This is a genomic window from Mucilaginibacter sp. 3215, assembly GCF_050433785.1.
Lineage (GTDB): Bacteria > Bacteroidota > Bacteroidia > Sphingobacteriales > Sphingobacteriaceae > Mucilaginibacter.
This window is the reverse complement of record NZ_JBNPWO010000009.1, coordinates 61,676-87,121: the sequence shown is the minus strand read 5'-3', so window position 1 is coordinate 87,121 and position 25,446 is coordinate 61,676. Positions and strand designations below refer to the sequence as shown.

Annotated in this window: 32 protein-coding genes; 10 read left to right on the top strand and 22 right to left on the bottom strand. The window is 34.3% G+C overall.

What is annotated here, in order from left to right; all coding sequences use genetic code 11:
* Nucleotides 1–30: 30 nt before the first annotated feature.
* The 6 genes from ABIC84_RS16045 to ABIC84_RS16020 form a co-directional block, all read right to left on the bottom strand.
* Nucleotides 31–573, bottom strand: coding sequence for a hypothetical protein (locus ABIC84_RS16045; RefSeq protein WP_429264204.1), 543 nt, complete (start codon nucleotides 571–573; stop codon nucleotides 31–33).
* A gap of 66 nt (nucleotides 574–639) precedes the next feature.
* Nucleotides 640–1,545: a hypothetical protein gene (locus ABIC84_RS16040; RefSeq protein WP_429264203.1), complete on the bottom strand. Its 906-nt coding sequence runs from the start codon at nucleotides 1,543–1,545 to the stop codon at nucleotides 640–642.
* 15 nt (nucleotides 1,546–1,560) lie between these two features.
* Entirely contained in the window at nucleotides 1,561–2,193 is a 633-nt protein-coding gene (locus ABIC84_RS16035; protein WP_429264202.1) for a hypothetical protein, read from the bottom strand.
* A 22-nt stretch (nucleotides 2,194–2,215) separates the two neighbouring features.
* Entirely contained in the window at nucleotides 2,216–2,917 is a 702-nt protein-coding gene (locus tag ABIC84_RS16030) for an XkdF-like putative serine protease domain-containing protein (RefSeq protein WP_429264201.1), read from the bottom strand.
* A gap of 9 nt (nucleotides 2,918–2,926) precedes the next feature.
* Nucleotides 2,927–5,725, bottom strand: a complete 2,799-nt coding sequence (locus ABIC84_RS16025) for a hypothetical protein (RefSeq protein WP_429264200.1) — start codon at nucleotides 5,723–5,725, stop codon at nucleotides 2,927–2,929.
* Between the two features lie 35 nt (nucleotides 5,726–5,760).
* The gene (locus ABIC84_RS16020; protein WP_429264199.1) at nucleotides 5,761–7,944 is read right to left on the bottom strand and encodes a hypothetical protein; all 2,184 of its coding nucleotides are present in this window, start codon (nucleotides 7,942–7,944) and stop codon (nucleotides 5,761–5,763) included.
* A 112-nt stretch (nucleotides 7,945–8,056) separates the two neighbouring features.
* Here ABIC84_RS16020 and ABIC84_RS16015 point away from each other — a divergent pair, with 112 nt between their 5' ends.
* Nucleotides 8,057–8,572 (top strand): hypothetical protein, encoded by a 516-nt coding sequence (locus tag ABIC84_RS16015; RefSeq protein ID WP_429264198.1) that lies wholly within the window; start codon nucleotides 8,057–8,059, stop codon nucleotides 8,570–8,572.
* A gap of 39 nt (nucleotides 8,573–8,611) precedes the next feature.
* On the opposite strand, the gene ABIC84_RS16010 is transcribed toward ABIC84_RS16015, so the two are convergent.
* From ABIC84_RS16010 to ABIC84_RS15995, 4 genes are all read right to left on the bottom strand, one after another.
* Nucleotides 8,612–9,196, bottom strand: a complete 585-nt coding sequence (locus ABIC84_RS16010; protein ID WP_429264197.1) for a hypothetical protein — start codon at nucleotides 9,194–9,196, stop codon at nucleotides 8,612–8,614.
* Nucleotides 9,197–9,332: 136 nt separating this feature from the next.
* Nucleotides 9,333–10,433, bottom strand: a complete 1,101-nt coding sequence (locus tag ABIC84_RS16005) for an SGNH/GDSL hydrolase family protein (protein ID WP_429264196.1) — start codon at nucleotides 10,431–10,433, stop codon at nucleotides 9,333–9,335.
* Between the two features lie 7 nt (nucleotides 10,434–10,440).
* On the bottom strand, nucleotides 10,441–10,731 hold the full coding sequence (locus tag ABIC84_RS16000; RefSeq protein WP_429264195.1) for a hypothetical protein: 291 nt from the start codon (nucleotides 10,729–10,731) through the stop codon (nucleotides 10,441–10,443).
* A 40-nt stretch (nucleotides 10,732–10,771) separates the two neighbouring features.
* On the bottom strand, nucleotides 10,772–11,989 hold the full coding sequence (locus ABIC84_RS15995) for a hypothetical protein (protein ID WP_429264194.1): 1,218 nt from the start codon (nucleotides 11,987–11,989) through the stop codon (nucleotides 10,772–10,774).
* A 43-nt stretch (nucleotides 11,990–12,032) separates the two neighbouring features.
* Here ABIC84_RS15995 and ABIC84_RS15990 point away from each other — a divergent pair, with 43 nt between their 5' ends.
* Nucleotides 12,033–12,386, top strand: a complete 354-nt coding sequence (locus tag ABIC84_RS15990) for a hypothetical protein (protein ID WP_429264193.1) — start codon at nucleotides 12,033–12,035, stop codon at nucleotides 12,384–12,386.
* Here ABIC84_RS15990 and ABIC84_RS15985 read toward each other — a convergent pair.
* The 4 genes from ABIC84_RS15985 to ABIC84_RS15970 all read right to left on the bottom strand — a co-directional run bounded on the left by ABIC84_RS15985 (nucleotide 12,364) and on the right by ABIC84_RS15970 (nucleotide 15,472).
* Complete coding sequence (locus ABIC84_RS15985; protein ID WP_429264192.1) at nucleotides 12,364–13,017, bottom strand: hypothetical protein; 654 nt, start codon at nucleotides 13,015–13,017, stop codon at nucleotides 12,364–12,366. The two genes, ABIC84_RS15990 and ABIC84_RS15985, sit on opposite strands and share 23 nt — an antisense overlap.
* A gap of 196 nt (nucleotides 13,018–13,213) precedes the next feature.
* Nucleotides 13,214–13,786 (bottom strand): hypothetical protein, encoded by a 573-nt coding sequence (locus tag ABIC84_RS15980; protein WP_429264191.1) that lies wholly within the window; start codon nucleotides 13,784–13,786, stop codon nucleotides 13,214–13,216.
* Between the two features lie 71 nt (nucleotides 13,787–13,857).
* Nucleotides 13,858–15,024: a terminase large subunit domain-containing protein gene (locus tag ABIC84_RS15975; protein WP_429264294.1), complete on the bottom strand. Its 1,167-nt coding sequence runs from the start codon at nucleotides 15,022–15,024 to the stop codon at nucleotides 13,858–13,860.
* A 106-nt stretch (nucleotides 15,025–15,130) separates the two neighbouring features.
* Entirely contained in the window at nucleotides 15,131–15,472 is a 342-nt protein-coding gene (locus tag ABIC84_RS15970) for a DUF5681 domain-containing protein (protein ID WP_429264190.1), read from the bottom strand.
* Nucleotides 15,473–15,747: 275 nt separating this feature from the next.
* Here ABIC84_RS15970 and ABIC84_RS15965 point away from each other — a divergent pair, with 275 nt between their 5' ends.
* From ABIC84_RS15965 to ABIC84_RS15935, 7 genes are all read left to right on the top strand, one after another.
* The gene (locus ABIC84_RS15965) at nucleotides 15,748–17,001 is read left to right on the top strand and encodes a hypothetical protein (protein WP_429264189.1); all 1,254 of its coding nucleotides are present in this window, start codon (nucleotides 15,748–15,750) and stop codon (nucleotides 16,999–17,001) included.
* Between the two features lie 4 nt (nucleotides 17,002–17,005).
* A complete protein-coding gene (locus tag ABIC84_RS15960; RefSeq protein WP_429264188.1) occupies nucleotides 17,006–17,455 on the top strand; it encodes a hypothetical protein in 450 nt (149 codons plus the stop codon).
* A 52-nt stretch (nucleotides 17,456–17,507) separates the two neighbouring features.
* Nucleotides 17,508–17,741: a hypothetical protein gene (locus ABIC84_RS15955; protein WP_429264187.1), complete on the top strand. Its 234-nt coding sequence runs from the start codon at nucleotides 17,508–17,510 to the stop codon at nucleotides 17,739–17,741.
* Nucleotides 17,726–18,265 (top strand): hypothetical protein, encoded by a 540-nt coding sequence (locus ABIC84_RS15950; protein WP_429264186.1) that lies wholly within the window; start codon nucleotides 17,726–17,728, stop codon nucleotides 18,263–18,265. Before ABIC84_RS15955 ends, ABIC84_RS15950 begins: the two co-directional genes overlap by 16 nt.
* 250 nt (nucleotides 18,266–18,515) lie before the next feature.
* Nucleotides 18,516–19,052 carry a hypothetical protein gene (locus tag ABIC84_RS15945; protein WP_429264185.1) on the top strand — a complete coding sequence of 179 codons (537 nt, stop codon included), beginning with the start codon at nucleotides 18,516–18,518 and terminating at the stop codon, nucleotides 19,050–19,052.
* Between the two features lie 15 nt (nucleotides 19,053–19,067).
* Nucleotides 19,068–19,283 (top strand): hypothetical protein, encoded by a 216-nt coding sequence (locus tag ABIC84_RS15940; protein WP_429264184.1) that lies wholly within the window; start codon nucleotides 19,068–19,070, stop codon nucleotides 19,281–19,283.
* A 4-nt stretch (nucleotides 19,284–19,287) separates the two neighbouring features.
* Nucleotides 19,288–19,503 carry a hypothetical protein gene (locus ABIC84_RS15935; protein ID WP_429264183.1) on the top strand — a complete coding sequence of 72 codons (216 nt, stop codon included), beginning with the start codon at nucleotides 19,288–19,290 and terminating at the stop codon, nucleotides 19,501–19,503.
* Between the two features lie 536 nt (nucleotides 19,504–20,039).
* Here the strand turns inward: ABIC84_RS15935 and ABIC84_RS15930 are convergent.
* From ABIC84_RS15930 to ABIC84_RS15900, 7 genes are all read right to left on the bottom strand, one after another.
* A complete protein-coding gene (locus ABIC84_RS15930; RefSeq protein ID WP_429264182.1) occupies nucleotides 20,040–20,264 on the bottom strand; it encodes a hypothetical protein in 225 nt (74 codons plus the stop codon).
* An 85-nt stretch (nucleotides 20,265–20,349) separates the two neighbouring features.
* The gene (locus tag ABIC84_RS15925) at nucleotides 20,350–20,595 is read right to left on the bottom strand and encodes a hypothetical protein (RefSeq protein ID WP_429264181.1); all 246 of its coding nucleotides are present in this window, start codon (nucleotides 20,593–20,595) and stop codon (nucleotides 20,350–20,352) included.
* Between the two features lie 460 nt (nucleotides 20,596–21,055).
* Complete coding sequence (locus tag ABIC84_RS15920) at nucleotides 21,056–21,289, bottom strand: hypothetical protein (protein ID WP_429264180.1); 234 nt, start codon at nucleotides 21,287–21,289, stop codon at nucleotides 21,056–21,058.
* The gene (locus tag ABIC84_RS15915) at nucleotides 21,279–21,947 is read right to left on the bottom strand and encodes a hypothetical protein (RefSeq protein ID WP_429264179.1); all 669 of its coding nucleotides are present in this window, start codon (nucleotides 21,945–21,947) and stop codon (nucleotides 21,279–21,281) included. Before ABIC84_RS15915 ends, ABIC84_RS15920 begins: the two co-directional genes overlap by 11 nt.
* A 255-nt stretch (nucleotides 21,948–22,202) precedes the next feature.
* Entirely contained in the window at nucleotides 22,203–22,670 is a 468-nt protein-coding gene (locus ABIC84_RS15910) for a hypothetical protein (RefSeq protein ID WP_429264178.1), read from the bottom strand.
* Entirely contained in the window at nucleotides 22,670–22,861 is a 192-nt protein-coding gene (locus ABIC84_RS15905) for a hypothetical protein (RefSeq protein WP_429264177.1), read from the bottom strand. Before ABIC84_RS15905 ends, ABIC84_RS15910 begins: the two co-directional genes overlap by 1 nt.
* Before the next feature lie 213 nt (nucleotides 22,862–23,074).
* Nucleotides 23,075–23,248 carry a hypothetical protein gene (locus ABIC84_RS15900; protein ID WP_429264176.1) on the bottom strand — a complete coding sequence of 58 codons (174 nt, stop codon included), beginning with the start codon at nucleotides 23,246–23,248 and terminating at the stop codon, nucleotides 23,075–23,077.
* Between the two features lie 228 nt (nucleotides 23,249–23,476).
* Here ABIC84_RS15900 and ABIC84_RS15895 point away from each other — a divergent pair, with 228 nt between their 5' ends.
* The gene (locus ABIC84_RS15895) at nucleotides 23,477–23,710 is read left to right on the top strand and encodes a helix-turn-helix domain-containing protein (RefSeq protein WP_429264175.1); all 234 of its coding nucleotides are present in this window, start codon (nucleotides 23,477–23,479) and stop codon (nucleotides 23,708–23,710) included.
* Here ABIC84_RS15895 and ABIC84_RS15890 read toward each other — a convergent pair.
* Nucleotides 23,647–25,218, bottom strand: a complete 1,572-nt coding sequence (locus ABIC84_RS15890; protein WP_429264174.1) for a hypothetical protein — start codon at nucleotides 25,216–25,218, stop codon at nucleotides 23,647–23,649. The genes ABIC84_RS15895 and ABIC84_RS15890 overlap by 64 nt on opposite strands.
* Nucleotides 25,219–25,446: the final 228 nt, after the last annotated feature.

Here is a 25,446-nt window from a genome sequence, read left to right as displayed (position 1 = left end):
AGAGGTTGAATAACTCTTATGAGCGAAGAATTACAGAGCAACTATTGAGTTGATGATTGTGGGGTCTACAATTCCGATTTCTTCAACATCAGAACCTGCTAAGGTTAATACTCTACCATTTGCAGAAGTTGACACCTCTGTTGCTATAGTCTTTAATTGCAGTTGACCGTTTAAGCCCATTGCTAACCAAGTACCATTTTTTAACCGAATAAGAGCAGCGACAGGGTTTGAAAACAGATTTTCTACTGCTGTTTTTGCTGCTATAGAACCTACGTTAGCCAAAGTGAAAGTTAATTGTTTTTGGATATCGAAACTCCCGTTGTCATTATAAGTGTAATCACTCTTGATTGCGTTTTGATCTTTTACTGCACCGTATTTTACGAATTTAGTTGAAGCTGATGCTGCTAAATTGATAGCAGAAATAGTACCACCAGATGATACAGAATATACATCTGTAGTACCTGATATGATAGCTAAATCACTGTACGCAATCAGATATACATCATCACGTACCCCCGTTTTAGTATTCTTTCCGCACTCACGAGCCAAAAGGGTTAATGAATTACAAGCCATTTTTTATTAATATTTAATTTAGGTTTAAAAGAGGCTAACCAGATTGTTAGCCCCTCTTAAGAATTATTATTTTATCGTACCGTAGCCGATTAAATCAGTATAGATAGGAACTACACCCAATGAAAAGCGTGAATCGAAATAAACCTGTTCAGTTTCCATTGAATACTTGTTAGTTAATGCTACGTCTTGCAATTCTCCACCTGCTTGTAATTGTGACATACGTGTAGCAACTACAGCGTTAGTACCATTTAAGCCATCAACCGGAGCAAGTTTTGAAACACTACCCCAAAGGGTTAATTGATCGTTAGGATTGAATAGATTTTTAGCAGCAATTTGAGATACATATTTTCTATAGGTATCAGTACCGATAAAGATTCGGTAATCTTCTTTGTTAGCTACTTCAACTGGCATCTGCAAATCAAAAGCCTGCAGTTGTGAAATAGTATCACCAGAAGTACCACCTGATAAATGAACGTAGGTTGAACCAGTAATTTGTTTCACAAAACCGTCAATCTGTTTTAAGGTTGCAGTTGCACCAGATGCTTTATCACCTTTCCAAATCATTTGCTCTAAAGCTGCCTGTACTTTGTCTGAAACTTCTGTACCGATATAGTCAAGGAAAAGGGCATCATCATAAACCTGACCTGCCATCTTCGCCTTCATATCCTGAACAGCGTAAGTCTTTTCTAAATCACGGGCGCAATAGTTAAGGTTAACCTTCAAATCTTTAATAGAAAGGATAGCTTCTGCCAAAACAGTATCACCTAAAGCGTTACGGCCACAAGTTGAACCGTCTTGAATTTGAACATCAGTATTTGCTAATTGTACCGCTTTGTTACCTTTAGCAGTACCGTCAAATGCGTTTGCATCTAACAACATTTTAATTGTCTGAGCGCCTAAAATCGCTCTTGTCATGAACGCACGTGAAGTTTCATCGTTATAGACAGGTAGGGCTGAAATATTATAAGCCATTTTTAATTAGGGGTATTACTTTTTGAAAGAATTCGAGATACGTTTGTACATATCTAATTCGGATTCCTTAATCTCTACCCTCGTATCGGCTGATAATTGGGTAGGTACTTTTGATAATGTTTCAATGATCGAATTGAAACTTTGAACGTCTTCTTTGGTAGGTGCTTCGCTGATAACTTGAAGGATATTTTTAACTGCATCTTCCAGTGTTGAAATTCTCTCGGTTAATGCTTGTGTAGCATCATCTTCTTTTGCTTCATCCGCCGGGGTTTCGGTAGCTTCTTCCTCTGGTGAACCTTCTACAGGTACATCTTTTTGGGGTACATCAGCTTTTTTAGCTAAATCTTCCTCAGCGGGTTTATCAGCTTCTACCGGAGCATCAGGTTCTTTAGTGATCTTATCTATTTTGCCGTCTTTTACTGTGATCTCCGCACCGTTTACCAATTGGTAATCACCGTTTGCAGCAGGTACAGAACCGTTAGAAGTGCTTTGTGTAACGTCCGCACCTTCTTTCAATTCTGAATATTCAATCATTGTATCTGAATCCTTAACTTTTACAGCTTCAAAAGATTCTTCATACTTTTCAGTAAAAAACTTCAATAGATTTTGGCACTTTTCCTTTGCTAATTGTATTGCGCTTTTCTCCATCTCTTTTTTATAGAAATAAATATTAGGTAGTGCCGATATTTAGTTTTAGCTGCTCTAATTCAGCTAATTCCTGAAAAGCTTTTTCTATAATGGAGAGTGAAGTTTGTTTTGAAAGGGTAACAGTAGTTTTTGTATCGAGCATACCAAAAAGCCCCTCAACTGATAACCCGGTTATTTTCTTAGATTGGATATCTGACCAAACATTTTCCGATAACACTTTCAATCCCAAGACCCAACTACCCGTTGGCACGTTACCCAAGGCTTTAGGTGCTAAAATTCCTTTATCCTGATCCACTATATAAGATTGAAAGATGTAGGAATCAGCCGGAATTAATGAGTGTTCTAAATTGGTATTATTGAAGAATCCTTTCCGGGCAAACACCTGTGAAATTTCCCGGATAGTATCTTTTGAGAACGTACATGCATATTCCCCCAATTCCGGGGAGTTCCTATAAATTACTTGATTAGGAATTAAAGCAACACCCAATAATTCTTTTTTTACATCATCAGTTGAAAACATTAATTCTTCGTGTTTGGCAAAACTTAACCACTGCATTTCATTGGCAGGATGTTCTACGAGGGCTACCGCTTCTACAAATGAATCTTCATCAGGATTTATTACTAATTCTATAAGGGGCAAATTCTTTTTTAACATTTTATCTGTTTCCAGATAAATATTAGCTGAAAGGTATTTTACTGAAAAAGGTGTACCTTTTGGATACACCTCTTTTGTTTAATAAGAAGATAAATTGTTATTCAAAGTATCTTTAGATTGAGCGGTTTGTAAATCTTTCAGAACCACATAAGCTTTTACAGGTTGCGCTTTATCAGTTTTAACAGCATTCACAATATCCTGTGAACCGTTTTGTTGTAGAACAGTAGAATTAATCACCGGGGCTGATGGAGTACCTCCCGCTGTTGAAGATGAACTGTAAGCTGATGATGATGCTGTACCGCTCTTTAACTGACTGATAGCTTTTGCTCCCGCTGCTATTGAAGCTGCACCTGCTAAAACACCTGAAATTGTGTTGATAGTTACCCAAGGCTGACCGAAAGTCAACGGCGAAGCAGCTACAGCTTTAGCGTTCGCAACCTGAGTATTGATAACAATTTTCCCGATACCTGCTGCCTGTTCTGCAACTATCCCGGCGATTGCTATCGCTTTATTTTTTTCACCTATATCTTCCAATAACGAACCAAAACCACCCAATAAATCAGCCTCTGCACTTTGGATCTCTTTTTTGGCCTCAAAAGCATTTTCATCTATCTTTTTACGGGCTTCGGCTGCATTATCAGCAATGTTAGTTAAAGCCGTTTCATGTTGTTGCGTGAGCAACTCGATAGCATCATTCTGGTCTTTTAACCCTAAGAGTTTAGCTTGAAATTCAGCATTTTCTTTATCAGTATCTGCTTTCTGATTGGCGTTGATTTTATTTTTAGCGGTTGAAGCAGAATCAGTATCTTTTGCTTTATTGTCCCGGTTAACTTTTACATCATTGGCGTTTGCCTCTGTTGTAACACTGTTACCTATTTTCAGCAATCTTTGATTGTTGATTTGGTCATTGCGTGAAGCTTCCAAAGCCTCTTTTTGCTCCGGGGTTGCATTCTTTAATTGTTCATCAATTTTCTTATTGATTTCCTGAATGGCTTTATCATAAGTTGATAGATTTTCATTTTCTATACTCTTTAGATAATCGGCTATCTGGTCATCATATTTTTTATTGATACGGGCTTCTTCGTTTTTTCTGGCCTCCGTTAAATTGCTAAACTCTTTATTGAAATCTTTAACATCTGCTTTACGTTTTTCCAGTAGAGCAAATTCCTTTTTGTATTTAACATCAATATCTATTAACTCTTTGTCTCTGGCATCCTGCGTACCTTCTGCAATAACTTTTAGGGCATCTTCATTTTGTTTTTTGATAGCATCCAAATCGGATTTCAAAGCAGCTTTAGCTTTATCAGATGCAGCTTTAGCATCTTTATCTTTTTTATCCTGTAGTTTTTTATCAGCTTCCGCTTGAATTACTGCTATCTCATTTTGCCCATCGGCATATTTCTTTTGATAATCTTTATCAGATTTATCCAAAATAGATAGTTTCAACTTCTCGTTTTGAATCTGTAGATCGGTGGTATCCTTTCCGGCTGCTTTTAATAGCTTTAATTTCCTATCGTTATTTTCAATAGTTTTCTGAACCTCTAATTTTCGGGCTTCCTCTGCATAAGCTGCTGCTTTATCTCTTACACCTTTTTGATAATTGGCAACTACATTTAAATCATCAGCTACATTTTTTACACCATCCTTTAAATCATTAGCTGCTGCCTTGAAATCCAATTTGATTACGTCAATCAAAACTTTAATGGAAGTGATAACATAATCGATAGGAACTTTAAGATATTTCAAAACTGCAAAACCAACACCATTAACAACCTCCATAAAAGAATGGAAAGTATCGGTTGAAGCTTTAACTGTAGGGAATAAACCGGAGATACTCGCTTTAAGATTGTCCCATTGCGTTATCAAAGCAGCTACTAAAGCGATAACTAAACCTATACCTACAGCTTTTAAAGCAGTACCGAAAACCGTTGTAGCAACTGTAGCGCCCCCGGTAGCAACCGTTTGTACTGTTGTGGCAGCAGCTAAACCCGCCTGACCAGTTGCAGCAACCCCGGTTAGTTCTGCTTCTTGCGCCAAAGCTGTATTATAAGCTTCTTGTAATACTAATTGTTCCTGTTTAGCGGTAGCTGCCAAAGCAGCCAGTTCTAAGTAAGCTTCTTCCGCTCCTGATAATTCCGCTTCTGCGTCTAAACCCGCCGCTCTGACTTTTGCCAATGCAGCTTCTGATTCTGCCTTTAAGGTATTAGCAGCTTCTGTAGCAGTAGCCAAAGCAGTTTCAGCAGCTACCCTTTCGGCTGTTGCAGCAATAACGGCTTCATTAGATGTTATTAATGCTTCGTTAGCAGTAGTTTGTTCATCGGTAACAGCTTGTATAGGTAAAAACTGAGCAGCTATAACACGCCCTAAATCTTTGAAGCCCTGCTTAACATCATCTAAATTGCTCAGGGCGTTTGCGAACGTCATTAACCCCTGCAAGCGGGCTAAATTTTCAGCAGATTTTTCTGAGTTGAAGCCTAACGCAACTAAGCCCCCGGAAAAGCCCGCTAATGATCCTGCTGCACCGCCCGCAACTTTTGAAAAGGCTTTAAATTTATTTTCGGGGCTAAAGGCGTTGATAGTATCCTTAAATTCTGCTGCTTTTCTTTTTAATTCAGCTAAATCTTTAGCACCCTGTAAAAAAGCTACTGAGTTTTTACCCTGCTGTTGTTCTATCTTTTGTAACTCACTGATAGCATCCCGAACTAATTGCTTGTAGTTTTTGAAACCATCTAAATTACCTACAGGCTGTTTGGAAACTTCACCTGCTTTAGCACGTAATTTGGTTACTTCGGCTGTAGCCTCCTGTATTTGTTCAGTACCGTTAACATTAATATTTAACACTACCTGTTCAGCAGCGTTATTTTGATTTGTAGCCATTTATCGTTTCCGATAAATATTCGGCTCGCTTAATGTTAAAGGACTATCTTTTGAAGTTTAACCTGTGAGGTTTCTTTGCTATTGTAGTAATCAATATTTAAGATTTTGGCGTACATGCCCCCGGCTTTAGTTTGGATAAAAACAGGGTTGCGCATATCCAAATTTGAAATATCAGCCGGGGTTAGATAAACATTGAAATCAAATACCGCTACGTTATCATCATTCAATTCTAAAATCTGGTTTTGGTAAAAATCTGTATAGATGTTTGGCAGGGTAAATATATCCTGTGTTACGGGCATATAAACTTCATTTGGAACACCAAAGAGCAAACTAAAAATCCCTGTGCCGTCTGAATCAGTTAAAATATGGGATGATTTATTGGTTAAAGTTAGACCGGATTGAACAGTTGTATAAGAAATAGTATCACCTGAATTAGTTAAAACTACATCATAGGGACTACAAACTGAATAACCGTTATTAAACAATATTCTAAGGTTGCTTTTGTAAGATTGCTTAGCTGTTAATTCCCCTTTGAAAATGGCAGGTAAAACTTTGTCATCTCCATTTTCTTTAACAATAATAGTAGGCGAAAAATCTACTTCTACATCTACAGCATCTGCTACACCCTTACTATTGGTAATAGAGAAATCACCGTAAGAGGTATCAGCATATTTAGTTGTATATAATTTATTGTAGTAATCATTACTATCAGCTTTAAACTTGAAATTATAGGCTGATGGTAACTGCGTAGTAAAACTTATTTTGGATGCTGATTTTAAATCTACTTTTTTAGTCCAATCATAAGCGTAGTTAGCCGGGGTTAAGGCTTTTTGATAAAATATATCAAAGGGTTCAATGATTAAACCGTTGGGCACATTCGGATTCTCTATTAAATAGAGATTAAAGAACTTTAGAAGTGATTTTAGAAAATCTTTAACCTTAACATTTTGGGGTACTACATCTCTCAAATTAACTGTATCGCCGGAGGTAATATCAATCTGGGATGCTACACCTAAATTACCAATTTTAAATTCACCGCTGTTTATTGTTAAAGAAGCAGAGTAAGGAATTGAATTACCAATTACATTAGCCACAATACCAAAGCCTTCACCTTTTTGATATGATTTCAATGCAAAATTTAGTGTAGTAGTACCTGACGCATCAAATGAAAGTATTTTACTGGTTGAATTAATCGGAATCCCGGATGCATCTATTGTAAATAAAACAACACTGATATAAGAATCACTTCCATCAATCAAGGATGCTGAATAATTCAGATTTAGGGTTATTTCAGATGTTATATTCCGGGTTAAAACATAGCTGTGTACATCAACCCCCGAATAGGTTCTGGTTTGTCTGTGAATAATTCCAGAATCAACAATAGCGCCTAAATTAATACTGTTAGATGGAAATTCATCGGTAATTGAATATGTTGTTGCCCCGGTTGCAGAATCTGTATAGATCACATCTTTAACTGTTTTGGCAAACTCTTGTTCTGAATACGGTATAAACGCTTTTTTGAATATATCTGAACTTACAAAGTCACCTGAATAGGTATACCCATATTTTGAAAATATGTTATCGAAGTAGCCTTTTAAATAAACCCCGGTTCTAAAATTGCGCAAATCAAATTTGGCGGGGTTTTGAACAATACCCTTGCCGTAATCGATTTGCGGATAGAAAAAGTCATGATAAGGCTCTATTAACCCATCATTGTAATTCATATTCCAACTATTGATGATATTGGTTAATGTGTAGTGATGTTGGTAATCTGTTACAAAAACATCTGTTAGCAGATCATCACCTATTTTACCGAAGAAATCAACCAGACTACCTGTAACTACGGCTGAATAGGTGTAATTACCGTTGGTATCCAAATCGATTCCTGTAATTTTGAATGTACCTTTGAATATCAAAATTGAATCTTCAAAGATTTGACACTTAATACCCCGATTGGGAGAAAAATTATAATATAATCTTTCAGGTAGTGATGTGTCTGCAAATCTTGAAGGATTATATAAATTACCTAATACTCTATTGTTATTTGGAGTAGCTTTTAAGCTTATATTTTTAGACAAATTGTCTAATCTTTGGCTTATATCTTGTAATACTGTGGCTGAAAAAGAAGTAGTAAATTCAGAACCCAAATCTTCACACTCTAATGCACCATAGCTACCATCATCTTCAATTAAATATATTTTAAAGTTTAGATTACTCATCCGTTTTAGATAAATATTCGAGCAGAAAAATTATTTGCTGAAATAGATAGTTTATACAAAAAAGAATCTATGTTTGTAAAAGTTAGATTATATTAATTACACAATTAAAACTATGGCATCATTTGATAATATTGCAGCAGCTATTAAGAAAGAAATTGCTGCATTGGAAAGTAATTCTAAAACTAAACAAAGCGAGATTGAGCAAGCCTATAAGGATGCAATCAAGGCTGCTGATGATAAACGAAAAAAAGATTTAGAACAGATTAGTAAAAGCAAATCTGAGTTAAAGCAATTGAAGAAACTTTACAAGGATACAACAGGAAAAAATTACACCGCTGATGAATCTGAATTAAACGATAATAAAGCTAACATAGAGGCGACAGAAAAACCATCCAAACAAGTTAAATTGGCAACAAAATTTGAAGAAGCCAAAGGCAACAAAGAGAAAATCATATTTGTATTAAATGAAATAAAATCAGGTATTAATGATGCAATCATTAATAAACTTTTCACCTACGATTCTGAAACTAAAGGTAAAACGGTAAACTTAGAATTATCGCAATTATATAAAGCGGGCGTTATCAAAGTTATTGGTAAAGAGGGCAAAAAGAATATCTACTCACTTTAATACTTATCAGGGCTATCCAAATGATAGCCCGTTTTGTTCCTACGCCTTTATTTTTCTTTTTGCTTCACTAATTTGCATTTTAAGAAGCTCGTCCTGTGGTTTTTGTATCATAAAATACCATAAAGTTGCTCCGGTTAAAAATAGGATAATACCAACCCACATTAACGAAGAAAAATAGTTTTCATTTCTCGCCTCCTGTCTTTTGTAAAAATTCAAATCATCTTCAAGTCTCCTTTTATAGGATTTAAATGCGAAAAATTGAGTCCTAAAATATTGCAGTGTTAAAATATAATTATTGTTGTCATCTATATTTAAATCGGATTCACTTAATAATTTTTTATAGATATTTTGTGCAACTGTATCTCTATCTCCGAAATTATGTGGAGGCAATTTTGACAGAGATTGTTTAATGAATACGATATTATGTTGTTTTACGGAATCTTTAAATGAAAGCTCTTTATTAATTTGAGCCATTACCACACTATCATTATTCCTTGAAACAATCAAGTTGCTCCTCAAACTATCAGTAATTCGAATTCTATACTTTATTTGATTTTTATCAAATTCATTGAGTTGTGTATCTCTAAAGTAAAAAGAGAATACGATTAAGACAAGTCCGAACATGAAAGCGAACTTATACAAGCTATCGGTTGGAAAAGGGAGATTGAACATAGCACTAAGGTTTTGATTTTCAATCTAATATAAATAAAAAAAGCCACTTACAATAGTGGCTCTTAATTTCTAATTCCTTATTCCATTTTTAGGCAGCGTTCGCTACGAAACTAAATGTATTAACTACAGGCATCGCATTATTATACATTATCAAGCCTCCGGTATCCCAACGAGGGTGCAACATTGGATTTGTATCTGTATAGTTAGCTGCGGTTACGGTAAAGTTTGTAGTCATATCTACGTATTTAATTTCTTTTCCGGTAAAATCGCTATCAGTTGTTAAAGCTAACATCGCATCCCTATAAGATTGGACGTATAATGTACGGTTGGTATCCGTTGGGTCTACAGGCGTTTGACCTGCTAATAATACCGCACATTCGGGAGCATTCTTAAATATATAATTCAACAACAATTTCATTTTGGCTACATAGCCAGTTGAACTTGCCGAACCACTTGCAGCATCGTTTATACCGATACCAAGGATTACCAATTTAAGACGTTTCCACTCTGATTTTGGTCTTCCAAATAGACCGCCATACATAGCATCAACTAAATTCTGTGTATTTGCACCGCCGAAACCTTTATTGTTTCTCCATACATCAATACCTTGTGTTCTAAGTTGAGAACATATACGTGCTGCATAGTGAGTATAACCTAAATTCGGTAATGAACCGCCTCCGGCGTTACCCCCAATTTGCCACGTGATACTATCACCCCAAACATCAACTACGTAATCAGCATCAGTATGCGTATCATTTGATATTAGCTGACCAATAGGCATTACGTTAACCGTATTACCAGAGGTAGCCTCATTAGCAGTTATTTTAAGGTCGAGAATACCGCCCTCTAAAAAATCCACGTCAGGCACCCAAGGAATAATAATTGAACCTCCCCCGGCGGGGAATGAAAATTCAATTGTATTAGTTACTTTGGGCTGAGGTTCAGCCCAACTTACTGCACCTCTGGCTACATAGCCGAGGCATTTGCCACCAAATGAACTTTTGACTATAAAAGCAGTTACTTTTGCTCTAAAACCAAAAGGCACTGTTAAACTACCTACGTTATAGGTTGATCCTATTGCGGTAGTACCTACTGTTCTGGTAACAGAACCTGTCCACCAGTCACCATAAATTTCATATAAATAAGATTTGTTAGGTGTTGTGTTTAAAATTGGAAATCCTGTACTCACTTAATCCTTAATTATCTTCCGTTGCTGCTATCCAGATTCTTTTATCGTCTGGATACCATAAGTACAGCGTGTTGCTGTAACCCTTATTTTCATCGCTCTTAACCCTGTATATCGCTGTTGATATTGTTGGTGTACCACCTGTTAGCATATTTGCATAGGTATTCACCGTCTGAATATTGGGGGTTAAGGCTACCAAATCAGTAAAAGCACCACCCACAATTGAAGGTGTTATTGAATGCTTTAATGTTTGATTTGTTATCGAAGCGGTTACACCGCTCACATAATTGTCGATATTCATTTATCCGCTTTTGGATAAATATTAGATAGTAGATTTTTTATTAATCGAACAATCCGGGGGTATCACAACTGAAAGTTATTTCCAATCGGTTGTTATCAGTAGATAATCTTTTTTGCTTAATAGAATAAGATGTATTGGATAGATTAACAGGGTAATACTTACCGTTTTCAAGCCTTATAAAAACCTTTCCAGAAGTAATGATACTACGTAGCCATTTAGCGGAATCATCGCTTAAAACATCTGTAATTGCTGTATATTGACTTGTAGTTATGGAGTTGATAACAGTAGAAGTTTCATTATATATTCCGTTATTTATATCTGAATAAACGCCGGATGAATTGAGAGCAAAAGGATATTTACCAATAGTGCTTTTCTCAGTACTTATTTGCTCTTTTGGATTGAATAACGTTAAAGAATCGTAACCACCTTTTTCATTAGAAAATATCAGTGAAAAAGAGTTTGTACAATTTAAAACATCTCTCAAAATATAAATTCTTTTTTCGGATAAAGGATTACCAGATAAATCTACTATTTGAACTGTGTAGTAAAATGCAGGTGTACCGAAAGTAGGTGTAAACTCAAATGAAAACTCCGAATAATCAAATAGGTTTTCAAAGGTTTCAGGACTAACGTTTAATCTCCCGGCCATTTGCGTACTGGTGATACCTGTAACATATTCAGTATCTAACAAACCGTTATTCTTATTATAGTATTGAACTTTAACCTGCGCATTTTGACCATCGTTCAAATAGTATAAGTATTCGGTTGAGTTTCTATAAATGGCAGTAGTTAAGGGTTTATTGGTTAAGAATTGGGTAGCCCCGGTGTATCCTGATGATAACGCATATTGGTGATAATCGAAATCGGTAAAATCAATTCTTCTTAACTCTCCGTTCCATATATTAAATAAACCAGTTGTTAAAGTATCACCCTGTGTTAATACTCCTATGCTTAAATAATACTCTGTTATTTGCAGTTTGTAGGCCAAAGACACGTTCGGGGTACTCTCAATTATATTTTCTGAATTGACTAACTGGTAATCGACATAATTTGACAGGATTGAAGACAAATCAAAATAAGTACCTAAAGGTATTGGAGGTACAGTATAATACTTTTGACTGGCTATAACGCCGTCATCAGCAGCTAAAACTTTAACTATGAAGTATGTAATTGAACTCCTGTCACTTGTTAATTGGAACATGACAGGGTTATTTTTAACAGGACTAAATTTTTGAGGTTGAGATGTTATTGTAATCATCTTTTACCATAAATATTATACCTTCGGGACTTTAAAAATTGATATGGCAACTATGTACGGTATACAGGTTTATGAGATTTTGGACAATGGCGATTTACTCAATGCTATTTATACAAATTCACGACAATTATATATGGACAAATATGCTATTGATACTGAAATTGCAACTAAGGTTGTACCTGATGGCAAAGGTATTGAAGGCCAATATAATTGTAGGTTCATAGAATGGGCAAACCCTGAATTGGAGTTTTGTAGTTTAACAATCACTAAAAAAGGTTCTGCTTATAAATTTGAATGGAGTTCAAAAAGTGCGGTTTTTGAAGGCATCGGCTTAATGACAGGGAAGAACCACATAGCAGTATCATATATTCAAATTATTCCGACTGAGAACGTTTAAAAACATCCCCGGAGTTACCGCCTTTAATACCTGATGTAATCATACTGGCTGCAAATCCTGTTATGCTCTTTTTGAGGTCTTCAACCAATTGTGGAATTTCAGGACTAAAGATATTACGGGGCTTAAAACCTTTTTTGTAAACCTTTCGAGCCATAAGGTAAGCAGCTTGCTTTATTGCCTTTTCATCACCTTCAATATCTGAATGAGGGCTACCCTTTTTGTGATCGTAAAATTCTTCATTGCGGAGTTGGATATTCTTAGTGTTAATCCAATTGATGAAAACGTTATAGGGAGGCATTTTGCTTGAATAGGCAAACGGTGAATCCGGGGCAAGGGCTGAACTTTCAGCACCTCGAACACCCTTATCTTGAAATATCAAATGTGCAGGGGCTAATACTTTTATACCAGTATCAGATGTTTGCATTTTTATATCCTCTATAGCCCCTGTTACGATCATATCAGCCGATTGAATCCTTTCTTTAACCCTTATAATAAAGTTAGATACATCATTTTCAGCAGCCGAAAACATATCAGCAGTAGTAAATTCACTCCGGGCTGTACCCAATTGTGATATTTGACTTAATGCGGAGGCTCTGGCTGCTCTGCTTGCTGCTGCTCTTGATTGTGGCATAACGGTTTTTACTGATTAGTTTTGTATTTCGATTCTAATTGTTTCACTTTTGCTATCAGGTATGAAGCAAGAGTTAAGACATGAAGGCAGGGTAATTCGATACATTGTAGATACGGCGTTTGAATCTCTTTTGAAACATTTAATGCAAGGTCAACCCACCCCCAAACCCGTGTAAACTCTTTTTTGCTATCCCGATTTAGTTGTGATAAAATATCTGAATCAGCTTTTGGATCTTCTCCTTCACTATCTGTTTCAGAATCTTCCAAGCCAAAGAGATTTGGAAACGATTCAAAGATTTCAATGTTGATTTCGATAGCGCAAAAAAAAACTGCATCACATCGTAAATCGATAATTCAGCTATTTCTTTTTCTGTTTTGTTCTTTATCAGTAACTGTAGAATTTGGGTCATATTCTCCCACTGTTGACCATCAGCATTTAGTTTGTTGAATGTTACCCATTCATCATAGGTTATTTCTTCTATACTTTTTATATCCAGATTACACTTAACTTTTTGTATAGGAGTATTCATAAAATTCAAAGCCGTTAACAGGGATATGATAGTAGTAGCAGGTAGTTGTGTTAATTCGGTAATTGATAAATTTAAAAGTATAGATAAGATAGCGTACTGTACGTAAGCGTTATATTCTTCAACATCATAATCTTCTTCATCAGGGGCTATAGGTATTTGCATTATCTGAATATATTTCAGATAGTTTACTTCTTTATAGTTTTTGGGTATACGCTTTAATAGTTGTTCTGATTGGCTCATAAAAATCTTTAGGATAAATATTAACCTCCCGGAGATTTAAAGCTTTTTAGGCCAAACAAATCATTGCCTTTTTAGGCAAATCCGAACGTATTCATAAAGTTGGTATTGGGTGCAGATCGTTGAAGATACCCCCAAGCCATAGCTATAGCTGCTACAGCATCATCGTGCATTCCTGTACCTGATTGTGCAGCGATTTTAACCACGTTAGATTTGTCTGAATATGTCAACTCCATTATCTTTAATTCGTCTGCTACAGGTTCTATAAAGCCAATTTCATGCTTTTCAATGGCATTAATAAGTTTATAATATAAAGGTGCTTTAGATTTACTGGTAAACTCAAACCCGATAACATTATGACCTTCATTTCTAATCCTCTGGTAGATCACTGAACCCGCCGAAAATGATGAACTATCTATAACCTTTAAAGCTTTAGGATATGGCAGGGTTAAAATCTTCTGATATTGTGCTTCATATTCATTCAGCCTAAACCGTGAAAAATATGTTTGCTTACCTGTAGCTGATAATCCAACGATACAAGTCTGGTCTGAATCTTCTGAATTACCCTTAGCTATATCTATCCCATAACAAACGGTGGGTTCATCAGATAACCGAGGCATAGTACAGTTATTTATATCAACCTCTTTAAATGGATTAGAAGCATTTGCTTGCGGGTTGCACTCATATTCCTGTTGGAAAGAAATAGACGGTGTAGTAGCCCTTATTTGCTCATATTCTTCTTTAGGAAAGAAGGGATTGTCTAAACTGCTAAACTTAAAACTTTCAAACCCATCAATCCCCTGCTTACCTTTTAGGTATGCCTGATAAAAAAAATTGGCTGTAGATTTCGGAGTTGATATTATAAATACCCTGCCTTTTGTAATGGCTACTAAAGGTCTAACTATGTCATAATAAACATAGTTCTGGTTGGCTATGTTGCAAAACTCATCAATTATACAAAGGTCACATTCATACCCCCTGCACCTCTCAATCGCATCAGGTTCACCACTGAAAAATTTAATAATTCCTGTACCTTTTTCACCTGCTGCAAACTCAATAGTTAAGTCTGATTTATTGGTGTTGGTTACAATCTCCCCCGGTATTAATTGTAAGATATTCTTAAACCAGTCCCGGCATTGTTTATATGTAGGACAAATAAAGAATACCCGTTTTCCCTTAGCAGCGGTTAGACATGCTAATGTCATCATGCAATCGGTTTTACCAAAGCGCCGACCTGCCATACAAATTACTGTTCGGCCCGAACTCTTAAAAATCTTTAACTGGTTTTCGTGGGGCTGTTTAAACTTAAATTTAACTGAACTCACTAATCATCTGCACTTACCACTCTTAGATTAAATCAATGATATCTTGCATATCATTATCAATCTGCTTATTCCCAAAACCGAAATCAATTTTGATTACACCGTTCTGGTTAACATTAATATCACTATCGATTTGTAGGTGAGCCATAGGCGCTAAGAAGTACTTCAAATACTTCTCCATTACCTGAACCCTCATTGACGGTTTTAAATCTTTAAAATCATTCATGAAGCTGTTTTCACCAGTACCAGTAAAGTACTCAGTTGCTTTACCTCTTAAAAAATCCCTGATAAACTCATCGCTTGTATTATGTTTTATACCCTTTGGTTTTCCGTTAGGATTACCGCTTACACCCGGTTTAAATGGCATATTTTTCCTTAATTAATTCCTTTTTTCGTCCCCAAATCTCTTAAATCGCCCTTTAAACACATTTCAAGGCAGTTTTTAGGTTAGTGAAACAGTAACCTACACTATAAAGCAGGTTGTTTTATCGCCAATCATGCACCGTTTTTACCGGGGCGCAATTATTGAAATCTTACTGATTTAACAATAAATATTAGGTTGTAGTAGATATTACCGTATGCGAGGGTGGAGATAGAGAATAAATAAAAAAATGTAAATTAGTCGAGCCTGACATTCACAAAATGAAACTATTTCTCACTGTACTAATAATTTTCACTTCATCAATTTTAAATGCATATAGCCAAGAAACAACCATAGAAGAAACCGTAACTAATGAACGTTTTAAAAAAGCATTAAAAGTTATAGTGAAAAACACTGATTCTGTTAAAACTATTACTATGTATTCAAAAGGTTTTCTACCTAATATGAGGAAACTTATAAAAATAGATAGTACCGCAATTGTCGCAAATAGTATTGAATTAGCCATCATAAATAGCAAAAGCATTATTCTCACAGGTGCGATAGCCCCACCAATCGATCTTACAATTGAAAATTCTCACAATATTTCAATAAAGAAATTAATAAGTTCCGAAGTGAAAATTAATAATCAAGAAAACAACAAACTTGATATTAAAATAGAAAATAGTAGTATAGATGACCTTAGCTTCGGCTACCACGCAAATAATATCGAAATTAAAAATTCGATATTTGGAAAACTATTTATACGAGGTAGTACAATATCTAAAACACTGGTAATTAAAAATATATCTATAAACACATTGTCGTTTACAAATACAATATTACCAGATACGGTAATCATAAGCAATATCGATTTCGAGAAAGAATCACGAGACGTTAATTTCGATGATATAGACTTTGCAAATAATTATAGCAGGGTATTGAAGATTGGAAACATAGATTTAGAAAGATTTAAAATACCATACGATAAGTATAAAATAATTATAGATGAAACCACTAAATATGAACAGCGATTAATGATATACCAAAAAGTCTTAAATAAGTTAAGGGAACAAGGTTTATTTGAAAAGTTCGAGGTTTTGGACAAAAGTTATCAAGAGGTTAAATTAGTCCATAATGGACATTATATAATAAACTTCATATCTAAAAATTGGTGGGATTATGGATATAATAAATCTAAGGTCACTATCAATGCTTTTATTTTATACCTTATATTCTTCTTAATAAATCTTTTGCTATTTGATACGATAACCAAAGTCTATTACCCATCGAATATAGAATCCTATATTCATAATAAAGCGATACACGACAAAGTGTTTCATAAAAATAAATTAACCCAACTAATTACAAAATCTCCGAGCGTACTACTTTATACTGCTTTTATATTTTGGGGACTTAAATTAGATTTAAAAGAGCTTAAAATAAAGAATTGGTGGGCCTTGATACTTATAGTGTTCGAGTATACCATCGGCGTTATTTGTTTAGCTTACATAGCCAATTACATTATCACTAAATAAGAATATGGAATTAACCAGCTTTGAATTAGAAGCATTAAATAAACTTATAAAATCCTTTCCTACAAAAAAAGATTTTGTTATAGAAGATTTACTAAGAACAACATCGCCATATAACAATGGCGAATACATTAAAGAAAACGAATTAAATCTATCAGAACTACAACTAAAGCTGAGGGAGTTTCTCTTAGATAAAGCTTTTGCAGATGACAGGTCAAACCCGTTTACTTACCAATATGTTGAAGGGCAAGAATCAAATGAATTTGCAGTACGTCTAACTAATGAAGGAATAAAATTAAAGGAAAGTGGCAATTATTCAATATACCTCAAAATTTTAAAAAAAGAAAAAGATTCTATCAGGAACGAAAAAATAAAGAACAATGTCAATCTTACATTTTCTATACTTGCTGCCATAGCTTCGATTATAGCTTTAATTCTTGAAATTAAAAAAAAATAGTAGCAATCAAGGTCTTTTATAAAAGTTTAGACTATTTATCTATAAACGATAAATGTCTAAACTTAGTAAACAACAAATAAAAGAACACAATATTGCAGTAGAACTTTTACAAAAAGAGAATCTAAATTTTGAAGAGAAATTAACAGTATTTGAAAAATGGAATGAGGGGGCAACCTCCGTAAATAGTGAGGCCGGGGCTTTCTTTACTCCGTATGAATTAGCTAATGACTTTTCACTTAATATCTATTCAAGTGCCTCAACTATTGATTTATGCTTAGCTTCTTAGCGTATCATTATCGGGACTGCACCGATATTACTTGTATAGAATTAAACCCCACTTATTATGAGGTTGGTAAAAAGCTTTTGCCAGAAGCTAATTGGATTAACACTTCTATTTTCAACTATAATGAGTTTGGGCATTTTAAGCAGTGTATTAGCAACCCCCCGTTCGGTAAAATCAAAACCGGCCTTGATAAAAACGTCCAAAACGAGCTCCAATATAAGGGTGCTGAATTTGATCTGATTACTGTTGAAATTGCTTCTAAAATATCTGATTACGGCTGTTTTATACTCCCGCAACAATCCACACCTTTCCAATACTCCGGGGCTGAGTTTTTTATGGATCTTCGTGAGCAGAATAAAGGATATAACCCTTACGGTTTATCAGTACCTGCCAAAGTTCAGAAGTTCATGAAGGAAACTGGTTTACACTATGATTTCAATATCGGGGTGGATACCAGTATTTACAAAGATGATTGGAAAGGGGTTAGTCCTATCTGTGAAATAGTGACTTTTGAATTTAAAAAATAAATTATCTTTGGTGATAAGGATAGTAAGGTTAAAGGAGTATACTTTTAATCCTTACAAATGAAAAAGATTAAGTTCTATTTTGATGTTGTAACGGCAGTTCTCAGCCTATACGAAATAGCCCTGAAGATTTGCCACCTGATTTGAGTCAAATTGATTGGGGAGCTACACCCACCTAACTACGGGTTAGGGGGCGTAAAACAATTGTTTTACCGCTTTACTTTGCTATCCTTACTACTTAAACTTTATCGTTATGGTTTTACTAACTGCAACCACTGATTGGATATCTGCTGTCACATCAACCTTAGCAATTTTTTTAACAATTTATGCTCTATATAGCACCCGAAAGGACGGGTTAAAGGTTCAGGAGCAAATTGATTCATTAAGAAAACTTGCAGATATAAACGAAAAAATTAGAAGGGATGATGTTTTGCCCAGAATAATTATTGAAAGTGTAGGTTATAACCAAGGCCATTATCACACCAGTGAGATATTATTGAGAAATGATGGTGAAATGGCACAAAACTTTAAAATATTGAGCGCCGATTTCATTGATTTCTTTAAAATTCCTATAACTCAACCAGAAACAACCTTTAGTAAAAACACCCACATCAAAATCCAATTTAGTTTGAACGGATTACCTAATCATGAAGTTGAAGACAAGCTTCCTATTATAATTGTGGTGCAATTCAAATCTCTGGATGGTGAATATTTCCGGCAAATTTTAGAAGTAAATAAAAATAGTCGTTTCATATCCAATCCTCCCATATTAATTTCTCAACTTTCATAGTAAAAATATAGCAATATGGCTAACCAAAAACCGCCAAATCCTAATACCGCATACGGTCGTAAACGGCAAAGAGAAGAATACTATCGGACTAAAGCTGCCTTAAGTCCAGAGGATAGGGCTAAACAGAACACCAATGAGTTCTTTTTCATCGTTATATTCATTGGAGTTTTGGCATTAGTGGCTTACTTCATTGGAGGTTCGGGGGCGGTAGCCCATTGGTTTCAACATTAATAAGATGAAATACCTAAACATTACCAAACTAACTATTGGCATAATCCTTATTATAGTAGGATTGATTTTTGGTTATAAGATATTGAATCTTAATACAAGAAATGGGAATGGAATTATTATGACAGGTGAATCAAATGCCTCCTATACTCCCCTCTATGCAGGTATTTGCATATTTGCCGGGGCATACTTAATTGCCTCTATTAAAAAAGAAATGGCTTGAATTGTAAAAATAATTTGTTTTTAACTTCATAGAAAAATATATTTGTTAAGCGAAGCCAGTAGGCTGTACCGTTTTCATACTAATCTTTGCCAGTAATCATTCTGGTTTTCTTACTAAACTAATGCCAGTTATCTTACTGGTTATCTTACTAAGCTAATGCCAGTTATAATACTGGTTATTTCTAATGTATCTCCTTGACTTGTAGGAAATACGCCCATTACTTATATTTTTATATGCAAACAGATGACAACTGAATTTCGGTCAATGGTGATGTTATTGATTTTGATTATGATGATACAAGGAATTAATCTTGTAATCAATCAACCAAAATCTATTACTACTTTAGATGTTAAACTCCTAACAGGCTCAATTAAACTAACAACCGCCAATAACGGGGTACTTCTAATTATTTTAGCGATAATACTTCTTTACATTCTTACTATTATTTAAACAAAAAAAGGTTAACCAGTAAAATGGTTAACCTTTTTAAAAAATAAAACACACCCGGTTCTACTTCTGACCGGGAACAGCTTCATTTAAATTATTTTGGCCTGAGAATGTTGTAAATCTTTTAAAACAACATAAGCTTTTGAAAATCTCTTTAATTCATCTATTTCTGATTGATAGCGTTTGTTCTCTGTTAATATTTCTTTCATGATGTCCATTATTTTGCAGGAATCATTTAATGTGAAATTATATTTACTAAGAATTATTTCTAATCTACTGACTGAATTTATAACTTTATCTATTTCTATATTCATACCTCTTATTTCTTTATTGTAAATAGTCTGCTAAAATTTCAAGTGACCATCTGTTTGAAAATTTATTTTTATATCCCCGGAGGGTTTAAAATGATGGTGGCTTAATCTCAATATATTTAAAATAGCCCCCTACATGCTCATTTACTACTTTTAATATTTCTTCATCAGTTAAATTTTCAAAGTAGCCTGATGAATTATAAAGTAGTTCAATTCCAATTTTAACTGTAGCTGTAGTACCGCTGTTCTGCCTAACTAATTTTACTATAGATTTGGCCTGAAATAGATTCTTTCCTATTTTCTTTTTAATTTTATCTATCTCTGATTTATCCATTTAATTTATTCTTCAATTTCAGGAGCAGTATACATTTTTCATAAAACTCCTTTTGTTCACAATATTTTATCAAAAGGTTGATATATCGTTTATAGGCTAAAGCTTCATCCCCTTCATCATCTATAAGCGATTGATATAGATTATTGATTATATTTTCATCATCCGGGTATTTAGTTATTAACATCCCTGTTTCCTGATTTATAATCCTAAAAATCAATTTGGATTTAGCGTTTGTCATGTTCAGGATAGAAACTTAAATGTTATGGCCTTAAATTCCATTAAAATATGCTTGAATAGTATAAGTAATACGAAAGACATACATAATAAAAGGTTTGATGTAAATATTGCTGCAAACGACATTATAGAAGTAATTAAATATAATATTCGATAGAGAAATTGTAAATTCTCATTATTATAAAAAGCTTCGATTCCGTTTTTAATTTTTTGTTTATTCATTTTGTTATTTCCTAAAATAAAAACTGATGTAGTAGCTAAATACCTGTTTTACACAGCTACTGCAACCAGTGTTAAATACCGTTGGTAATTGTCCCCCGGCTAATTTGTTATAATGAGGATAAACCTCTTTCATTAATGTTATTTCTGCACTTGTAAGCATTACAGTATTAGTTTTGATGTACTGCTTCATTTTATATTCAAGTGGCTTTAAAGCATCTTTAATGTTGTTATTGGTCATCTTTTAATTCCTCTTTTATCGTTCTAAGCTTTTCATAGAGTTCTTGCTTTTTGGCTTGAACTTCTTTGGTAGGTTTGCCCCTCTTTTGCTTTTTGTCTATCAGATCGTAAAAGCTTTGTTGATCTTCCGGGGATAAGCGGGATACTAATTCTTCAACACTGAAATCATACTTTTTTACAAAAGATTCTTCTTCAAAATCATCATCGTATATGATTATCTCAGAATCAGAATCATTATAGCTTTCAGATGTTGATATATTAACCCCGCCGTAGGTTGAGCCGTTCATCATGTTAAATATCAACCCGGATTGTTTAGGGTTCTGTTTTCTCGAAAAGCATTGCCGGGATATAATAAAACAAGCTGTTGCTATCAGTTTAGAGCCATTAGGCGATTCCTCAAGTATAGATACAATCTTTTCGGCGGGCTTATTCCACAAATGGGTAAAGACGTGTTGGTAGCATTCTTCGCAAAAATCATTATCAATATCCAACACGCCGTTTATTGCTAAAAACCTATTGATATAAGCTTTAAGCGGATTTACTTTAGTTTTGGCCTTAATACCGAAATACATTTTGTTATACCTGCCTGTGAGGTAAAGAGAGGTTAAGACCTCCGATTTAATTTGTTCGGCGGTATAGCCTGAATAAATGGTTAGCAATATATTATAGGGATACAGGGAGCGCATCAATAATGCGCTTAATAATTACTGTTACCACAGGGGCAGTAACCGCTATTATCAGATATGAGGCGTTTTGTAACGCTACTGCCAAAATCAGGTTTAACCAAAAATTTAGGCAGTATTCACACAAGAAAGGTTTAGCCGGGAGTTTAAGCAGATGCACCAGATTCTGATAAGCAGGGAGCATGAGCAGCCAGTTAACAAACAATGCTGTTATAATATTTAGTTCAATCACTAACTTTTAATTTTGTACTTTTTTCCTTTAGTCATCGGCAATTCGATGAACAATTTATCTTCCCATTCTATAACATCTGTACAGGTTTCTTTAGGTGCTTTTTTGATGGTTAGATATACGTCATTTAATTTTATTTCCCGGAGATTCCAGACATAGAGTAACCCATCAGTGAAGGTGTTTATGTATAACATATCTGCTTCATCGTGGGCATCAGCTATAAATTTCAGATTAAAGAATTTCTTATATTCTAAAAAAGCTGTTTCTTCTTTTGTTGATTTGAAATCTCTTGTTTTTATTTCAATAAAATAGTTTTTATCTCCCCGGTCTATGTTATGGGTTTGTCCTGATATATCCCAACTATCAAACCTATTTTGAGATTCTATAAATTGATAATTTGCACCAAAAGTGTTAACTATTATATCTCTACCTATTTGCTCTTTTTCGTTTACTAAATCTGTGTTTGCCATTATTTATATTTTTTTAATTCTTCAAATTCATTTTTTATATTTTGTGCTTCTTCTATCATTTCAAAACATTCAGGAAATAGTAATCTAACTTTAGAGTTAGGAATATCAATCATTAGATATTCATCTTTATTGGGGTTGCTAATGAAGTAGCTACCATAGAAATATATTACCTTAACATCTTGCTCTTTCATATTCTCCTTTTATTATAAATACTTTCAGATTTTAGAAAGTGTCCATTTATTTGAAAATATATTTTTCAATCCCCCGGAAACTTTACACCGGGTAAATAGCGGTTATCATGTTTAAACCTTGATCTTTAAACCGGGGCAAAAAGCTTTTTACATAAAAAATCCCGTACCAACTTAATGGTACAGGTCACTTTAGTTAAATATATAGTTAGGGGATTATTTACCGCCGAAGTATTGGGTGTAAGAGGTATCAGGCTTTGATAAGCTGCTCACCGGGGGCAACGGCTTTTTGGCCGGGGTTGGTTGTACCTGTGCATCTTTTGAGCAAGCGGTTAAAAGTGCTGAACATACTATTACTCCCAACAATGTTAATTTTTTAAACTTTTTCATTTTTTCTTTTGTTTAGTTTCTGTTTATCAATGAGATAGCAGTAATACAATACGCCCCCCAATACCCCAATCACAACTATAAATATTACGCTGTCCCTGATGTTATTAAACCACAAGTGTTTAGGCATCGGATCAATTATTACAAATCAGGCATAAATGCCTAATAATTAAAACAAAATTAGGCATTTATGCCTAAAAAAACAAGGCTTAGAATACTAATTTTTGTTTAATGGCAATTCGGCGGGAAACAAACGGTATTTCAATAGTGGGTGGTAACATCCGCAAGTACCGGAAATTGTTGAAAATCACCCAAACGGAGTTAGCGGTTCGCCTCGGTACAGACCTTTCACAAATCACCCGGATTGAAACAGGCAAAATTAACACGACCGTTTCAACGATCTATGCTATAGCTGAAATACTGCAAGTTGAACCATTTAAGTTTTTCATTGAGGAACAGCCCTGAAAGCAAACGAAATTAATTGTGTAGTTCACAAAGAATGTAAATATCATCCCAGCAACTTCAATATCATAATTCCCTATTTTCTCTGCTGCCAATAATTTTAAAATTTCAATTTGAACATCTAAGTATTCCAAATCAGAGAAAGCAGAGATAGCTTTTTGGTAACTTTGGTAGCCATCTATTTGAACTATTAATCCCCCGAAATCTTCAATCCGTATATCTGAATTATTAGGCTCACTGGTGTTTTTGACAGTCTCTGTCACGTTATTTACCACCGGGGCAACATTGGTATCGTTCATGTTACAACCCGCTTTAAACGCCTCATTTAGTTCTTTAACGTACTCTTTAAATTCAGGCCAATACTTTACAATTGTTTTGTTACTCATTTTACCATATTTAATAATAGCTCTGGTTGTAACCTTTCCCCAATTTTCAAAATCCCAATTTTCGATTATCTGATATAATTTGTTGGTACTATCTGATTTATATTTCACAGCTAAAAGTTCTCGGCAAACTTTCAATTTCTGGTTACGTGTCAACTCGCTATGTAAAGCGAAAACTATTTTCCTTTTCTTTTTAAAATAGGTTGGTTTAAGTGTACCGTCATGCTTGTATTTAAATACACTTTTCACTATGCGTTTAATCTGCGCATTATCAACAGGTACTTCACACATTTTAGGATTTACCTTCATTAAGATAGTTTCAGCCCCTGCTTCTGTTAATTGTGGGTTAAGCCAAACAAGGTTATTAGTATAATTCAATAAACTCTTATTTCTGTTACTTTTAATCTTTTTCATTGGAATGAAACAACATACATATTCGATTCCGTTCCAGTCTTCAATATATTCATCTCCATTATTGAAAACTAAATTCTCATATAGATTAGAAAACCTGATCGGCTGATTATTTGAAAATGTATCCCCGGTGTTTGTATATGCTCTCTTCTCTTCTTCTATTACAAACACCGGGGATACATTTTGTAATACAGAATCAAATACAAATGAATTATAGTTAATAAATATATCAGGGTCATAACTTAAAACATTAAACTGAGTAGCTTTAGCTGCATTCTTATCATATATTGAAGTAATACCTAAGTCATTGCAAATAGAAATATAGGTTTCACTATAATTATTCAATGTTAAATCTTTTACCTGTACCAGTACAGAGTACCCATTACCGCCAAATGATTTATAGTAAGCAAATACTTTAGATTTATCTAAAGTGTTTATATCAAAATCTAATTCATCAATATCAATATACAGCAAACCAGTAGCCCACAAAATATTTTTATCTTCTTTATTTGTGTGAAATAAGAAATTATATGTAATAGTTGGCAGCTTAGACTTTGGTTCTTCATAGTCTTCATGCTTTTTACCGAAAGGTCTTGCTTTTAAAATTTTATCCGAATGTTCAGATTCTTTAATTAGGGAGAACCATTCATCAATGGTTGTAAATTCTTTAACTTTTGGGGAACGTATATTATTATACGTGTTAAATTGGTTAATCATTTTCACTTGCACTTATCCTTTTAATCATTGTTTAATTCCTAATGTCATTTAGGAAAAGGGGGGCAAGCTAAAATCTAACAATGATCAAAAACTATTTTAGCAAGTGACATCCCCCCTGTGCATATATTTTATAAATACTTTCATTTTGAAAAATTTTCAAATAATTGAAAAATATATTTTAAAGTATACTATCAGTCTTTATATATAACAAACATAGTTCAGTTTTTC